At 63.8% G+C, this 15,420-nt stretch carries 16 protein-coding genes; 8 read left to right on the top strand and 8 right to left on the bottom strand.

What is annotated here, in order from left to right; genetic code table 11:
- The first annotated feature begins 155 nt into the window (after window positions 1-155).
- A complete protein-coding gene (locus IF809_RS29765; RefSeq protein WP_453995068.1) occupies window positions 156-2,321 on the top strand; it encodes a malate synthase G in 2,166 nt (721 codons plus the stop codon).
- Between the two features lie 71 nt (window positions 2,322-2,392).
- Here IF809_RS29765 and IF809_RS29760 read toward each other — a convergent pair whose 3' ends face one another.
- Window positions 2,393-2,548, bottom strand: coding sequence for a Thivi_2564 family membrane protein (locus IF809_RS29760; protein WP_008546817.1), 156 nt, complete (start codon window positions 2,546-2,548; stop codon window positions 2,393-2,395).
- A 267-nt stretch (window positions 2,549-2,815) separates the two neighbouring features.
- Between IF809_RS29760 and IF809_RS29755 the strand changes: the two genes are divergently transcribed.
- A complete protein-coding gene (locus tag IF809_RS29755; RefSeq protein WP_453995066.1) occupies window positions 2,816-4,909 on the top strand; it encodes a methyl-accepting chemotaxis protein in 2,094 nt (697 codons plus the stop codon).
- An 8-nt stretch (window positions 4,910-4,917) separates the two neighbouring features.
- Here IF809_RS29755 and IF809_RS29750 read toward each other — a convergent pair whose 3' ends face one another.
- Together IF809_RS29750 and IF809_RS29745 are read right to left on the bottom strand one after the other, a co-directional pair.
- Window positions 4,918-5,571, bottom strand: coding sequence for a DUF2865 domain-containing protein (locus IF809_RS29750; protein WP_462839351.1), 654 nt, complete (start codon window positions 5,569-5,571; stop codon window positions 4,918-4,920).
- A gap of 19 nt (window positions 5,572-5,590) precedes the next feature.
- Entirely contained in the window at window positions 5,591-6,361 is a 771-nt protein-coding gene (locus IF809_RS29745; protein ID WP_462839350.1) for a L,D-transpeptidase, read from the bottom strand.
- 207 nt (window positions 6,362-6,568) lie between these two features.
- Here IF809_RS29745 and IF809_RS29740 point away from each other — a divergent pair, with 207 nt between their 5' ends.
- The 6 genes from IF809_RS29740 (at window position 6,569) to IF809_RS29715 (ending at window position 11,127) form a co-directional block, all read left to right on the top strand.
- Window positions 6,569-7,681, top strand: coding sequence for an AI-2E family transporter (locus tag IF809_RS29740; protein ID WP_453995060.1), 1,113 nt, complete (start codon window positions 6,569-6,571; stop codon window positions 7,679-7,681).
- A gap of 78 nt (window positions 7,682-7,759) precedes the next feature.
- Entirely contained in the window at window positions 7,760-8,131 is a 372-nt protein-coding gene (locus tag IF809_RS29735; RefSeq protein WP_453981924.1) for an ElaB/YgaM/YqjD family protein, read from the top strand.
- An 85-nt stretch (window positions 8,132-8,216) separates the two neighbouring features.
- Window positions 8,217-8,669, top strand: coding sequence for a hypothetical protein (locus tag IF809_RS29730; RefSeq protein ID WP_128964092.1), 453 nt, complete (start codon window positions 8,217-8,219; stop codon window positions 8,667-8,669).
- A 189-nt stretch (window positions 8,670-8,858) separates the two neighbouring features.
- Window positions 8,859-10,001, top strand: a complete 1,143-nt coding sequence (locus tag IF809_RS29725) for an OpgC domain-containing protein (RefSeq protein ID WP_462839349.1) — start codon at window positions 8,859-8,861, stop codon at window positions 9,999-10,001.
- 106 nt (window positions 10,002-10,107) lie between these two features.
- Window positions 10,108-10,716, top strand: a complete 609-nt coding sequence (locus IF809_RS29720; protein WP_462839348.1) for a TetR/AcrR family transcriptional regulator — start codon at window positions 10,108-10,110, stop codon at window positions 10,714-10,716.
- 57 nt (window positions 10,717-10,773) lie between these two features.
- Window positions 10,774-11,127 carry a RidA family protein gene (locus tag IF809_RS29715; RefSeq protein ID WP_462839347.1) on the top strand — a complete coding sequence of 118 codons (354 nt, stop codon included), beginning with the start codon at window positions 10,774-10,776 and terminating at the stop codon, window positions 11,125-11,127.
- 22 nt (window positions 11,128-11,149) lie between these two features.
- Here the strand turns inward: IF809_RS29715 and IF809_RS29710 are convergent, their stop codons facing one another.
- The 5 genes from IF809_RS29710 to IF809_RS29690 form a co-directional block, all read right to left on the bottom strand.
- Window positions 11,150-12,808 (bottom strand): CHASE domain-containing protein, encoded by a 1,659-nt coding sequence (locus tag IF809_RS29710; RefSeq protein WP_453995054.1) that lies wholly within the window; start codon window positions 12,806-12,808, stop codon window positions 11,150-11,152.
- A gap of 294 nt (window positions 12,809-13,102) precedes the next feature.
- The gene (ureG, locus tag IF809_RS29705; protein ID WP_128964087.1) at window positions 13,103-13,726 is read right to left on the bottom strand and encodes an urease accessory protein UreG; all 624 of its coding nucleotides are present in this window, start codon (window positions 13,724-13,726) and stop codon (window positions 13,103-13,105) included.
- A 48-nt stretch (window positions 13,727-13,774) separates the two neighbouring features.
- Window positions 13,775-14,503 carry an urease accessory protein UreF gene (locus IF809_RS29700; protein WP_453997525.1) on the bottom strand — a complete coding sequence of 243 codons (729 nt, stop codon included), beginning with the start codon at window positions 14,501-14,503 and terminating at the stop codon, window positions 13,775-13,777.
- Window positions 14,484-15,119, bottom strand: a complete 636-nt coding sequence (gene ureE, locus IF809_RS29695) for an urease accessory protein UreE (protein WP_453995052.1) — start codon at window positions 15,117-15,119, stop codon at window positions 14,484-14,486. The genes IF809_RS29700 and ureE overlap by 20 nt, the downstream gene beginning before the upstream one ends.
- Before the next feature lie 6 nt (window positions 15,120-15,125).
- Window positions 15,126-15,420 (bottom strand): putative quinol monooxygenase (locus IF809_RS29690; RefSeq protein WP_462839346.1); only part of this gene is annotated, 295 nt, incomplete at its 5' end.

The raw sequence follows: 15,420 nt of genomic DNA, 5'->3' as shown, positions 1-15,420 counted from the left end.
GACCTCTCCTTGACATTTTGACAAGCGCCCGGGGGTCTTCTCACCGCCCCGATTTTGGGGCTAATAGGTCCCGAAAGCCGCCCCGCGTGGGCGCATTTTGCTGCTGACGGGTCAAAAGCAGCCAAAAACAGCCATTTCCAACAAGAAAGCCCATCATGAAACGCGTCGACGCCCACGGATTGAAGATCGCCCCTGTCCTTTTCGATTTCATCGCCAAGGAAGCCGCCCCCAAAACGGGGATCGCGCCGGATGCGTTCTGGGCCGGGGTTGCCGCCATCATCAAGGAATTGGGGCCGAAGAACCGCTCGCTGCTCGCCTTCCGCGACACGCTCCAGGGCAAGATCGACGACTGGCACCGCGCCCACAAGGGCAAGGCCTTCGACCTCGACGCCTACACCGCCTTCCTGAAGGAGATCGGCTACCTCGTCCCCGAACCGGCGACACAGAAGGTCGAAACCGCCAATGTGGATGAAGAGATCGGCAAGATCTGCGGTCCGCAGCTGGTCGTCCCCCTCACCAACGCGCGCTATGCGCTGAACGCTGCAAATGCGCGCTGGGGGTCGCTCTACGACGCCTTCTACGGCACCGACGCGATCCCGCATGATCCGTCCGAGGGTGGCAAGGGTTACAACAAGGCGCGCGGCGACAAGGTGATCGCCAAGGCCAAGGCGTTCCTCGATACCGCCGCGCCGCTCGCGACCGGCAGCCACACCGACGTCACCGCCTATAGCGTCGTCGCCGGCCAGCTCGCGGTGAAGCTGAAGAGCGGCAACGCCACCGCGCTGAAGAACGCCACCCAATTCGCCGGCTTTCAGGGCGATGCGGCCGCACCATCAGCGGTGCTGCTCGTCAACAACGGCCTGCATGTCGAGGTGAAGATCGACCGCAGCAGCACGATCGGCAAGGACGATCCCGCCGGCGTCGCCGATATGATCATGGAAGCCGCGGTCTCGACCATCCTCGACATGGAAGACTCGGTTGCCGCGGTTGATGCCGAGGACAAGGTGCTGGTCTACCGCAACACGCTCGGCCTGATGAACGGCACGCTATCCGCCGATTTCGAGAAGGGCGGCAAGACGCTGACGCGCTCGCTCAATGCGGATCGCAGCTACAAGACGCCGGACGGCAAGGGCGAATTGAAGCTGCACGGCCGCAGCCTGCTGTTGATGCGCAATTGCGGTCACCACATGTTCACCGACGCCGTGCTCGACGAGAAGGGCGAGGAAGTGCCGGAAGGCCTGCTTGACGCCGCCGTCTCCGGCCTGCTTGCCATTCACGACCTCAAGGGCAATTCCAAGGTCAGGAACAGCCGCACGGGATCCGCTTATATCGTCAAGCCGAAGATGCATGGCCCCGACGAGGTGTCGTTCACCTGCGAGATCTTCGACCGGGTCGAAAAGATGCTGGGCCTTCCCGAGAACACGCTCAAGGTCGGCATCATGGACGAGGAACGGCGCACCACCGTCAACCTCAAGGCCTGCATCCAGCGCGCCTCCAAGCGCATCATGTTCATCAACACCGGCTTCCTCGACCGCACCGGCGACGAGATCCACACCTCGATGGAAGCGGGTCCCATGATCCGCAAGAACGAGATGAAGGCGCAGGCCTGGATCAAGGCCTACGAGGACTGGAACGTCGACATGGGCCTGATCGACGGCCTGCCCGGCCATGCCCAGATCGGCAAGGGCATGTGGGCCGCGCCGGACAAGATGGCGGACATGCTGGCCCAGAAGCTCGCGCATCCACAGGCCGGTGCCACCACCGCCTGGGTCCCCTCGCCGACCGCGGCGACGCTGCACGCGCTGCACTACCACCAGGTCAACGTCATCGCGCGCCAGCAGGAGCTGACCAAGGGCGGCCCGCGCGCCAAGCTGTCGGACATCCTCACCATTCCGGTGTCGAAATCGAACTGGGCGCCTGACGACGTCAAGCAGGAGATCGACAACAACTGCCAGGGTATTCTCGGCTATGTCGTGCGCTGGATCGACCAGGGCGTCGGCTGCTCCAAGGTGCCTGACATCCACGATGTCGGCCTGATGGAAGACCGCGCGACCTTGCGCATCTCCAGCCAGCATCTCGCCAACTGGCTGCACCAGGGCGTGATCACGGAAGCGCAGGTGATGGAATCGCTCAAGCGCATGGCCGTCGTCGTCGACAAGCAGAACGCGGGCGACCCGATCTACAAGCCGATGGCACCCGCCTTCGACGGCGTCGCCTTCAAGGCCGCCTGCGATCTCATCTTTAGGGGACGCGAGCAGCCGAACGGCTATACGGAATACATCCTCACCGCGCGCCGCCGCGAGGCCAAGGCGCTGGGTTGAGACCGATTGTTGGAACATCAAAAGCCCCGGCACAAGCCGGGGCTTTTTTGCTGCGGGGATCAGAAAGCGGGCTAGAACACCGCGAGATATTTCAGCAGCGAAACGATGCCGATGATGATGACGATAACGCGCGCAATCTGCTTGGCGCGGCCGTCCATCGGCAGCATGTTGATGAGATAGAGCACGAGAATGACGACGAGAAAGGTGACGAGTACGCCGACCAGCATCGCAGGGCCCCCTTCAGGCAATTGCTAACGAGGTCCTAACGTTTGTCTCGCGTATCGGTTCCACCAACGCAACCTGTTGCAACTTCTAGTAAATGCGTAATTCTACCGGCTGAGCGTCTGCTTAAAATTTTACCCTTTTCATTTCAGATATCGCAGACCGTCGCTGGCCCGAGCCGCGAACGGTGTGATTGCCGATCGTGACACGCCCCCTGTTTCTCGATTTTGCCGGGGCTTGCGAACTTCGAAATGGGAATTTGGGGGACTTCGATGCTTCATCGCCTGACCGTATCTGCGCTGCTGAAGGCAGTGATCGCGATCACGTCGGTCTGCGTGGTAATCACGCTCTCGCTCACGGCCTACGGCTCGTGGGATCGCCTCAAGACCGCCAACCGTATTTCGCAGATCGCCGACGCCTCCGCCGATCTGTTCAAGGCAATGCACAATCTGCGCACCGACCGCTCGACCACCTCGCGGCTCCTGAACGCGACCGAGCCGATGGACTCCGAGATCGAGAAGTACCTCCGCGCGCTGCGTGATGCGCAGATGCCGGCCATTGCACGGGCGCTGGTGCTGCTGCCCGGCATGGATTTCCCACAAGCCGGCACGCTGGTGCCGGAGCTGGCGCGCCTCAACAAGTTGCTGATCGAGGAACAGAAGGAATTCTGGGAGAACGTGGCCAAGCCAAAGGACCAGCGCCGCGCGGGGCTGACCAAGGAATACATGGAGACGACGCAGGGGCTGCTCGACGTGCTCGATAATCTCTCGAACACGTTGGCCGCCACCGTCAACCACCAGGACGCCGAGATCGACCAGCTGCTGTCGATCAAGCAGAACGCCTGGCTGCTGCGCAACACGGCTGGCGAGGCCTCGCTGATTGTTTCGACCGGACTTGCAGCCGGCAAGATCACTCCCGAGGGGCGCTACAGCTACACCCAATATGTCGGCGGAACGGCCGCGATGTGGAAGGCGCTGGAACTGTCGACGTCCGGCATGCAATTGCCACCGGCGCTCACCTCAGCCATGGCCGCGGCCAAGACCGCCTATTTCGAGCCGCAATATCTGGGCCTGCGCGACCGCCTCGCCGACACACTGGTCAAGGGCGAGAAGGCCGAAATGACCGCGAACCAGTGGAGCCCGCTCACGGTCGGCCGCATGGCCAGCGCGGTCTCCGTGGCCGAAGCCGCGCTCGACGCCGCCAAAATCCATACGCAGGAGCAGCGCGGCGCCGCGGAGCGTGCACTGATCCTGCAGCTGGTGCTGCTCGCGCTCGCGGTATCCCTTGCGGTCGGCGCGAACGTGCTGGTCAGCCGCCGCGTCATCAAGCCGCTCAACACCATCCGCGACGCGATGCTGAAGGTCGCCGGCGGCGATCTTGCGGTCGACAGCGGCTATCTCGATCGCAGGGACGAAATCGGCGCCCTGGCCGGCGCGCTCGAGACGTTCAAGCAACAGGCCGTCGACAAGCTCAGGATCGAAGAGCAGGAGCGCGAGCGCAATGCGGGCGCCGCCGCGCGCCAGCGCGCGGTCGAAGCCTATGTAGGCGAGTTCGAGAGCGCAGTGCGTAACACGCTTGGCGAACTGAACGATGCGTCGGGGCAGATGCGCAAGACCTCGGGCGATCTCTCCGCGGTGTCGCGTCAAACCAACGACCGGGTGCAGGTGGCCGGCAAGGCCTCCAGTGACGCCTCGATGAGCGTCGACAGCGTCGCGGCGGCCGCGGAAGAGCTGTCCGCCTCGATCAACGACATCAGCCAGCAGGCCGCCCATGCCGCAGGCATCGCCAGCCGTGCCGTCACCCAGGCACGTGAGACCGACGGCACCGTTCAGGGCCTGGCGCAATCCGCAGGCCGTATCGGCGAAGTCGTCGGCCTGATCAATACGATCGCGGCGCAGACCAATCTGCTCGCGCTCAACGCCACGATCGAAGCTGCCCGCGCCGGTGACGCAGGGCGGGGCTTCGCTGTGGTCGCTTCCGAGGTGAAGTCGCTGGCAAGCCAGACCGCAAAGGCGACCGAGGAAATCTCGGAGCAGATCGCCGACATCCAGAAGGTCGCCGGCGACGCCATCAACGCGATCCAGGCGATCGGCGGCATCATCGGCGAGGTCAACGAGGTCGCTACCGCGATCGCCGCCGCCGTGCAGGAGCAGGGCGCCGCGACGCAGGAGATCACGCGCAGTACCCAATACGCCGCTCAGGGGACCAAGAACGTCTCGGATAACATCACCGGCGTGAAGGCGGATGCGGATGCGGCAGCCGCGGCTGCCGACAATGTGAAGAGCGCCTCGGAAGTGCTGGAGCGCCAAAGCCGCCAGCTCGGCCACGAGGTCAGCGACTTCCTCGGCAAAATCCGCGCCGCGTAAGTGGCCCGCTACTCCTTCGCCACTACCGGCATCTGGCGGAACTTGGCGCGCATCTTGTCAGGCAATGGCGAGAAGTTCATCGCGACGCCGCGGCGATCGTTGGCGTTGCGATTGGCGACGACGAGGCCGTCGGCGCCCGCAACGATATCGCCCTTGCGCAGGGTCGGATCGTCGTCGATCTTGAGCTGGGCGAGCCCCACCGGATCCTTGCCGTTGCAGGTACAGCCTGCGACGATTTCCTTGCGATAGCGGAAGGCGTTGGGCAGGTCGGAATAGGATTTTCCCTTGTCGGTGGTGGCGTCGTCGATATCGTTGCCATAGACCAGCGACGTCTCCGTCGCCGGGCAGAAGCTCTTGCAGGATTGCGCCTTGCTCTCGGCATCATTGCCTTGCGCCGGGAAGTAGCGCCCGTCGCAGCCGCGCACGCAATAGGCCGTGCCGCCACCATAGGACGCGCGCTGGCGCGGCGCATCGTAGCGCGGCTCCTCGTCGTTCGGGAACGGCACCCTGATCTCCGGCGGCGGCCGCAGGCGGAAGCCACCGAACAGCGCCGAGAAGAAATCCTCCGCACGTGCCGAAGGCGTCAGCGCGAGGCCAAGCGAAGCAATCGCGACGAATGCGGCCGTTCCGCAAGCCAGCCTGCTGATCGAACGTCTCATCATATGACCTCGCTTAGTCTCTTCAGTCCACCGACGACGCCGGGACGTTCAGCGCCTGGCGCCCCGAGGGCAGGGTCGTGACCGCCGGCCGCTTGCGCACGCCGTCGCCGCCGCGCGCCATCAGCGGCGCATTCTTCGGCAGCACCACGACCTTGGTACCGACGCTGACGCGGCTGAACAGATCGGTCACGTCCTCATTGGTGAGGCGGATACAGCCGGAGGAGACGAACTTGCCGATGGTGGTGGGATCGTTAGTGCCGTGGATGCGGTATTCGCTGGAGCCGAGATACATCGCACGGGCACCCAGCGGATTTCCGGGCCCTCCGGCCACGAAGCGCGGCAGATAGGGCTGGCGGGCGATCATCTCTGCCGGCGGATGCCAGTCCGGCCATTCCGCCTTGCGGCTGACGCTCTGCACGCCCGACCAGGTAAATCCCTCGCGGCCGACGCCGACGCCATAGCGGATGGCCCGCCCGTTCCCGAGCACATAATAGAGATAAGTGTTCGCGGTATCGATGACGATGGTGCCGGCCGGCTCGTTGCGGTCGAAACTCACGATCTGCCGACGAAGGCGATCCGGCAGTGCTGCATCCTCGTCGGCGGCTTGCGGCGCCTCGCCGGTGTAACCCTGCGCGTAGGACGGGTCCTGCTGATAAGCCTGCGGCTGCATCGGCGCATAGCCCAGCGTTTGCGCCTGAGCCGTGAACGGAACGGCCAGCAAAGCTGTCGCGAATGCACAAGCGGTGACGACGCGCGGCGAGACGCTGCGACGGATTCCGGAGAACGTTGTCATGTGGTGCCCCGTTGGATGTGTGCATCTGGGTGATGCTGCTGTCGCCTCAACGCGGCGGTGACGACTCAAGTTCCGATGACGCTGCGACCGCCGTGTCACAGTCAAGCGATCACCACTTCACGAGGCCGAGATGGAACCGCGACGCCCGCTCGTGCGTTTCAATGCCATCAACGGGCGCACGGAGACTTCCGCGCGGGGAGAGAAATTGTGCGCGTCCTTCCCACTGAACGACTGATGTCCGGCCCCGACGAGGGCACCCCGCTTCCTGACAGCCATGCCGAACTACCGCCGGTGATCCGGCGAACCGAGTTCGTTGCCTTTGCCCTTGCCGGCCTGCTCCTGATCGCCGTCGTCGCGGTGCTCTATTTCGCCAAGGCGTTCTTCCTGCCTGTCGTCATGGCCGTGGTCGCCGGTACCATGCTGTCGCCGGCCGCGACCTTCCTGGAAAAGCGTCGCGTGCCGCGGGCCGTCGGGGCCGTGCTCATCGTGGCCGCGGTGACCGCCATCGTCGCGTTCATCTTCGCACTCATTGCTTCACCAGTGATGGATTGGAGCTCTCGCCTGCCGCAGCTTGCGGGCCAGCTCAAGGACAAGATGCACGTCTTCGACCGTCCCCTGTCACTCTGGCGGGAGCTCCAAAGCATGCTCGGCGGCTCGGACGGGCTGCCAAACTTCCAGCTGCCCAAGATGGAATGGGTGCAGCCGACGCTGGAATTCCTGTCGCCGACCTTTGCCGAATTCCTGCTGTTCTTCGCGACCCTGATCCTGTTCATCGCCAGCTGGCGCGATCTGCGGCGAGCGCTGATCATGACGTTCGCCGAGCGCGATGCCCGGCTGCGCACGCTGCGAATCCTGAACGAGATCGAGGTCCATCTCGGCAACTATCTGCTGACGGTGACCATCATCAATGTCGGCGTGGGCATTGCGGCCGGTATCGTTTGCGCAATCACGGGCATGCCCAATCCGGCCGGCCTAGGCGCCCTTGCTGCAACGCTCAACTTCATCCCGATCATCGGGCCGGTCGCGATGTTCCTCATATTGGCCCTCGTCGGCGTTTTGACCTTCCCGACCATCGGCGGCGGGCTCGCCGCGGCGATCGCCTTCGGCGGCATCACCTTCCTGGAAGGGCATTTCGTCACGCCCACCATTATCGGTCGCAGACTGGCGCTGAATGCGCTCGCCGTTTTCGTCGCGCTGGCGTTCTGGACCTGGCTGTGGGGACCGATGGGCGCGTTCCTGTCGTCGCCGCTATTGATCGTCGGATTGATCCTCAAGGAGCATCTGTTGCCGGAGAATTCGCCGCAGCTGCCGGAGGAATGACTGGTTTCCGCGACGGAACTTCCGTCCCGACGAAACGTTTTCCGCCCATCTCAACCGCCGAACAGCTCGGAGCCCCCGATGTCCACGACCGATACCGAAGCCGGGATGAGAGGCTGGACTGACAAGGCCAATGCAGAACGTCTTCAGAAGGATGTAGCAGCCGTGAAAAGCGATATCGCCGCCCTCACCGACCAGATCACCGACGCGCTCAATACCTTCGCCAACGCCACGAGCAAGCAGGCGCGGCGCGGTTACAAGCAGGCCCGCGACAACATGGATACGACGCTCGACGATTTCTCGGAGCGCGGCAGCGCGATGATGGACGCGGCGCAGGACGCCTACGGCTCGATCGAGGAAACACTCGAAGACGCGATCACGCAGCGGCCGCTCGCCACCGTCGGCATTGCCCTCGGCATCGGCTTTCTGATCGGGTTCGCCTGGCGCCGGTGAGAGGCGAAGCAATCTTGGAAGCACAGCGCGGCCGCAGCGCCGCCGATGCCGGCTTATGGCGACGCGTGATTTGAGGAGCTAGGCCATGTTTCAGCGTATTCTCGACGGCATCAGTGCCTCAACCGGCACGACGGTCCGGCTGACCTCGCTGGCGGCGGGCGCGGCCTTCGCACTCTTCATCACCACGTGCTTCCTGTGCGCGGCGGCCTTCATCTCGGTCCTGGAGAAATACGGTCCGGTGCAGGCTTGCCTCGCAGGTGCCGGCGTCTTCTTCCTGCTGACGCTGACCGCGGCAGTGAGCTATTGGGCCTATAAACGAGAGCTGCGTCGGGAAGCACATCTCGCCGCCGAGCGCGCCGCGAAGGCGGCCCCGAGCATGCTCGCCGATCCCATGCTGCTCGCCACAGGCCTGCAGATCGTCCGCGCCATCGGCGTCAAGCGCCTGCTGCCGATCCTGGCGATCGGTGGCGTCGCGCTCGGAATCATGGCAAGCCGCGGCGGCGCTATCGACGAGACTTCGGCCGAGCCGGCGGAGTAAGAGTGAGACCGCATTAAGAAAGTTGCGCTGCGGGCCGGGAGACGCCGGCTGGCAGGAATCCGATGGCCCGCCTCTGCGCAATATTTCATAAGGCGCGGTAAATCCATCCGGCCTCACGCAATCGCTACTCGGATAGGCTGGCGGTTGCCGCTAAAAGCATCGCCCCTGATTCCAGAAGTCAATTTCACGATGAAACCGTCCGTCAAGGCGAACCTTGCCGCATTCCAACACGACGCCAGGCTCTATTTGACGCTCGGCATTGCAAACTGGTCGGTCTTCGTCGACCACATCCCCAATAATGTCGTCAACTTGCTGACGCTGCGCAATTTCGGCTTCAGCGGCGCGGCCGACCTGTTCGTGTTCGTGGTGGGCTATGGGGTGGCCATCATCTACGGCAGGATGGCATTCGAGCGCGGCTATGTCGTTGCCGCGACCCGCATCTTCCGCCGGGTCTGGCGGCTTTATGCGGCCTATGTCGTCCTGTTCGTGATTTATATCGACGCCATTGCCTACGTCGCCTCTCAATCGATGGCGCCTGAGATCATCGAGGAATACAACATCTCGGGAATTCTCGAGCACCCGCTGCGCATCCTGGTCCAGGGATTGGTACTGCAGGAGGAGCCGCTCAATCTCGACCTCCTGCAGCTGATGATTCCGTTGATGGCGTTCTTCCCGTTCGCCTTGTGGGGTCTGCTACGACACCCGAACCTGACGCTGGCTGCCTCGGTCGCGCTGTATCTCGCGGCGCGCTGGTTCGGCTGGAATTTTCACGCTTTTCCCGACCGGGAATGGACGTTCAATCCGTATTGCTGGCAGATGCTGATGGTGCTGGGCGGCTGGTTCGCGGTCACCGGCGCCTCGGGCCACGGCTTGCGCAATCTGTCCTGGCTGCGCGCACTCGCGGGTGTCTATCTGCTGTCGGCGATGGCCATCACCTTGATGCGCCATTCGCCGGCGTTGTCCGCCTATCTCCCTGATGTCGTGCTCAACGGCATCTCGCCGACCGACAAGGAAAATCTCGCGCCCTATCGCGTGGTCCATTTCCTGGCGCTCGCCTTCATCGCAACCTATCTCATTCCGGCCGACCATCCGGGGCTGCAATTGAAGCCGCTCCGGATGGTCATCAAATGCGGCGAGGAATGGCTCGCCGTGTTCTGCGTCGCCGTATTCCTGTCCTTCGCCGGTCATCTCATCCTGATCACCGGCGCCAATCTGGTCGTGATGCAGATCGGCGTGAGCCTCGTCGGTTTCGCTGCGATGACGGCTGTGGCCTATTATATCTCCTGGTCGAAGCGGCAGGACGAGCCGGCGGCCTTGCGTCAACGGGCCTAGCCGCAACGACCGCGCGATTTCGCTAGGCCGGAGCCCCCCGCTACGCTATGCGTGACGAGGCTGCCGCGGAATGGCGGCCTCTGCACGAGGAGAGACCGGCTTGGTCATGGCGAAAGACACGAGCGATGCGGCCGAGGGCGCTCCCCGGCGCGGCCGGCCGCGTTCGATCGAGACCAGCAACGCCATTCTCGAAAGCGCCTACGCGCTGATGGCCGCAACCGGCCTTGTCGCAACCACGATTGATGCGATCGCACGCCATTCCAACGTCTCCAAGATGACGATCTACAAATGGTGGCCCTCGCGAGAGGCGCTGCTGATCGACGCCTTTCTCCATCACGCAGCCCAAATGCTGCCGCTGCCCCCGGTGAGCGCGGGCACGCCCGCGGCGCGCACGCGCCGCCATGCCGCGGCCTATGCCGAAGCCTTGCAGGGCGAGTTCGGCAAGGTGCAGCTGGCCGTCATCTCCGAATGCATCTCGAAAACCGGCTCGGCCGAACTGTTCTATGCCCGCTACCTGCAATTCCGCCGCGACGCGCTGGTGAAGATGATTGCCGCCGGGCAAAAGGATGGCAGCATTCTCGCCGAAGGCCCGCCGGAAGATCTGTACGACGCCATCTATGGCAGCCTGTTCTACCGCTACGTCTTCGGTATCGCGCCGATCACGCCGGCCTACGCGCGCAATCTGGTCGACCTGGTGCTGCGGCCGAAGTTCTAGACCGGCGCTAGATGCGGCCAATCTCATCCCTCTTTCGACAGGAGCACCATTCTCGTCATGATCAAACGCATCTCGCCGTACGAAGGCTTGCTCCACGAAGTGGTCGAGCACGCAGGTGTGCTTTACATCGGTGGAATCGTCCCCGAGGACACGAGCCTCGATATGTCTGGCCAGGCTCACGATGTGCTCGGCCAGATGTCGCGCCTGCTGGCGACTCTCGGATCAGATATGTCCAAGGTCTTGCAGGTGACCATCTTCATGACCGACCTGAGCGAGAAGGCTGCGTTCAATGCCGCCTGGAAGGCGCATTTCGCCGAAGCTCACCTGCCGGCGCGCGCCGCCGTCGGCGTGGCCGATCTCGGCCCGAACGTCAAACTCGAGATGACGGCAATGGCGGCTCGACCCGGCTAGAATTCAAGCTCCGGCACGAGATCTACTTCGCGGGCCGCACCGGCGCCGAGATCTTGTCCGTACGGTCGCGCTCGGTCATATCAACGACCGTCTCCATCGGCGCCGTCAGCTCGTAGACATAGGACACGTCGGTGAAGTAGCGCTTGGCGGTGCCGCCAAGCGCTTCCGGAGCGACCCGGTCGAGCAGGATCAGGCCGAAATCCGAATCCGGCCGGCGCGTCGCCTCGCTGGTGTTGAACTCCTCCCAGCGGAAGTGGAAGATCTCGCCATTTTCTTCGCCCGTCACCGTCCAGTTCGCGGTGATATGCGGATGCTTGCCGACCAACGACAAGCCTTCGTCCGAATGCGACGCGAGTTCGAAGAACAGCAGCGACAGGCTCTGGGCGGCGCGCGCACTGACGGCGATGTCCGGGCCGCTGACGGCGATGCGATCGGCGTGCGGAATGGCGCGCGCCTCGAACAGTCCCTTGAGCTTGACGCCCTGCCACTGACTCTCGCTGAGCAGCGAGACCACGTTGGACATGGCGTGGATGCGGCCGATCAGGAGCTCGCGCGCCACATCGATGTCCGACCCATGGCGCAGCGTGCGCGTCACGATCGACTGGATCACCGCGAGAATGTTCTTCACGCGATGATTCAGCTCGTCGATCACCGCGGTCAGCCGCCGCTCGAAGCCGATCCGCACCTGGATCTCGCGGCTGAGTCTCAGATTGTTGTAGGCGACGTAGCCGAACAGGCCGCACACCATCGCGGTGATCGCAAAGCCGATGGCGGCGACAATGATCGCGGTCTGCTCGGCGCGACGCGCCGAATTGGACTTGGCGTAATAGCCGAGCTGCCAGTCCCGGCCGCCGAAGCTGATGGTGCGGGTCGCCGACGGCGACGGCCCCTCCGGCGACGTCATGCGGGTGGAGACGACGCCCTGATCGTTGGCAACGAGCTCGCTGCCTTCCTTGCGCGGGTCCTTCAGCGCGACAGAGAACAACGACAAATCGTCATTCGTCAGCATCAGTGAGGCCAGCTCGTAAGAAAACGTGACGAAGCCGGCCGGCTCGGTTGCACCTTCGGGAATGACGGGGGCCGCCACAATGACGCCGATCGAACCGTTGTCGCGCAGCAGCGGCACGGGGTCTGAGGCGATCGATCGCTTCTCGACCCTGGCGCGCGTCAGCATCGCGCTGCGAACGGGATCGTTATCGTAGCTACGACCGAGCAACCCCTTGGTCTCGTCGCTGCGCGGCTCGAGGTCCATCAGCACGTCGATCGGCTGGGTCAGGCTTGCCGGGTCGATCGGCCTGTCGCCGTAGTCGCGTATCTGCGGCTTCGGGAAGCCGGCGGCCGCGAGCGCGGTCTGTGCCGCGGCAAGTTCGCTCGGCTGCAGACGGGCAACCCAGCCGGCCACGACGAAATCGGTCTTGAAGGCGTAGATGGCCGAGCGCAGCGGCTCCAGCATGTTGGGCTTCAGCACCGAGGGCGCGCGGAACAGGCCTGACGCGACACGCGCCAACAGCTCGCGCTCAGTCGACCTGTCCTGGACCAGGCTCGCATGAACATCGATCGCGCGCGCCAACGCGATCCGGTCCAACGCCAGCTCCTGGTCGTGAACGCGATACGCGGCCAGCCCGGAGAGCAAGGCTCCGAGCAGAGCGATGAAGCCGATGATGAAACCCAGCCGGACCACGGGACTACTCAACCGAAAGCGGGAGGTCGGCAATAAACGCGGAGCATATCAACGCCGCTCGAACGGCCATGTGCCGAAACAGGGTGGGGCCCCGTGAAAGAGATAATGACGGAGGAGGCATCTATACGCAACTTGGGTCGCCCAAAAAGCTTAATCTGCCCCCGATCGTCAAGCCGCGGCTTTGGTCCGGGCACCGGAGGTAGACAATCGCTACGTCCGAATTTAGTTCCGCTTGGCCGGCCTTGCCTCAGACGTTAACGTTAGAAAATGCCTGCGCCATGTCGCCGCGGCCCGTCAGCCCGCCCGTTTCAATCCACCTTTAGCCTCGATGAAGCCGACGATACGGTCGAGCCCTTCGCTCTTCTTCAGGTTGGTCATCACGAAGGGACGCTCGCCGCGCATGCGCTTGGCGTCGGTGTTCATCTTCTCGAGGGACGCCCCGACATGGGGCGCGAGATCGATCTTGTTGATGACCAGGAGGTCTGAGCGGGTGATGCCGGGACCGCCTTTGGACGGGATCTTGTCGCCGGCGGCCACATCGATGACATAGATCGTGAGGTCGGCGAGCTCCGGGGAAAAAGTGGCAGCGAGATTGTCACCACCGGATTCGATCAGCACGAGGTCGAGCTCGGGGAATTTCGCGCGCATATCCGCTACGGCGGCGAGGTTCATCGAAGCGTCCTCGCGGATCGCGGTGTGCGGGCAGCCGCCGGTCTCGACACCGGCGATGCGGTCCGGCGTCAGCGATCCCGATCGCACAAGGAACTCCGCATCCCATTTGGTGTAGATGTCATTGGTGATCGCGGCGATGTCGTAGCGCTCGCGCATGGTCTTGCAGAGCAGATCCATCAACGCGGTCTTGCCCGATCCGACCGGGCCACCGACGCCGACACGCAACGGGCCGTGAGAAGTTGTCATGTAATTGCTCTCTCTTGATGTCGTCCCGGCGACAGGATGGCCTCGTGCTCACGAGCGAAACAGCCGCGTATATTGCGTTTCGTGCCGCATACCGGCGAGATCGGCGCGAAAGGTCGCGCTGCCGAGATCGTCCAGCGTCGCATTCAGCGCACGATTGGCGGTCGCGGCAACAGCAGCTTCCAGTTTCACCAGCACACGCTGGCTGTCGGTCTGGCCCAGCGGAATGAGGCGGCTCGCGGCCGAAATCCAGTTCGAGACCAGCGTATGCAGGAAGGCGTGCAGCGTCGGTGCCAGCGGTACGCCGTGCAGCGCGGCGACGACCCCGACGGCGACGGGATAGACCAATGGCGTGCGGCATGCCGCGACCATGGCATCCAAACCCTCGGCATCCCACGCGGCGCGGGAGATGTCGATGAAGGCACGGCCCTGCGAGGTCGTCTCGAGCTGCCGCTCGCGCGACGGCACAAAGGCGGCCGCGAGCTCTGCGATGTCATTCAAGGCGGCGTCTTCGCCGGCTTCAGCGGCGCGGTAGGCCTGGACCAGGAACGTCGCGTCGCAAAAGCCCGAGCCGTCACCGAGCATGGCATCGAGCCAGTCGGCGAGCGTCGCGATATCGGTGATATCCCCGGCTTCGACCGCCCATTCGATGCCGCTGGAATAGGAGAAGCCGCCGACGGGGAACGCCGGCGACAACCACGTCATCAGCCGGTACAGCGCCGCCGCCTCACGCTCGGCGAGGTCGCCCGCGCCGACAGGCTCATTTGTGGTCATGAGCATGCTTGTGGCCGTGGTGATGGTCGGGATGGTCGCAATGATCGTCGTGATGGTGGTGATCGTGGCCATGGTCATGCGCGGCATGGTCATGGCCGTGGCCGTGGTCGTGATGATCATGGTGATGATGGCCATGACCGTGGTGACCATGATCATGATGCGCATTATCGTCGTGCGCATGCGCATGGCCAGCGTCGGCATAGGCGCCCCCTTCGGGATCGAACGGTGCCTCGATCTCGACCACGCGCGCGCCGAGGCCCTTCACCATCGCCTCGATCACGTGGTCGCGGCGAATACGCAAGGCTTTGGCCATCAGCTGCGTCGGCAGATGGCGGTTGCCGAGATGCCAGGCAACGCGGATCAGGTGGTGCGGATCGCGACCACGAATCTCGAGCAGCGGCTCGGGCGCCGCGACCACCTCGACCAGCCTTCCGTCCTCCAGCACCAGCGCATCTCCGCCGCGCAGCGCGACGGCGTTCTCCAGGTCGAGCAGGAACTCGAGCCCCCGCGTCCCCGTCATCGCCATGCGGCGGCGGTGCCGATCGTCGAAGTCGAGCACGACCGTATCCGCCGGCGTTTCCGTGAAGCGGTGCTGTCCCCTAACCTGCGTCGCCCGGATCATGCGCTGTTACCTCGTCTCGACCTTCTCGGGCGTGATGATCTCGATCTTCGGCGGAGCGGTAAAGCACTTCACCGCGACTCGACCGAACGTTTTCATGTGTTCCTGGGCGCGATGCGGCACCAGCGCCTCGGCATTTTCCCACTGCTCGACGAACACCATCCTGGTGGGATCGGTGACGCTCTCGTGCAGATCATAGGCGATATTGCCGGGCTCTTTCCGCGTCTCCTTGATGCAGGCGATGGCGGCGGCAATGAATTCGGCGCGGGTTTCAGGCTTGATGGTCAAGGTAGCAACAACGTAG

It is taken from the genome of Bradyrhizobium sp. UFLA06-24, assembly GCF_054967145.1.
This window is presented reverse-complemented; position numbering and strand designations above follow the sequence as displayed.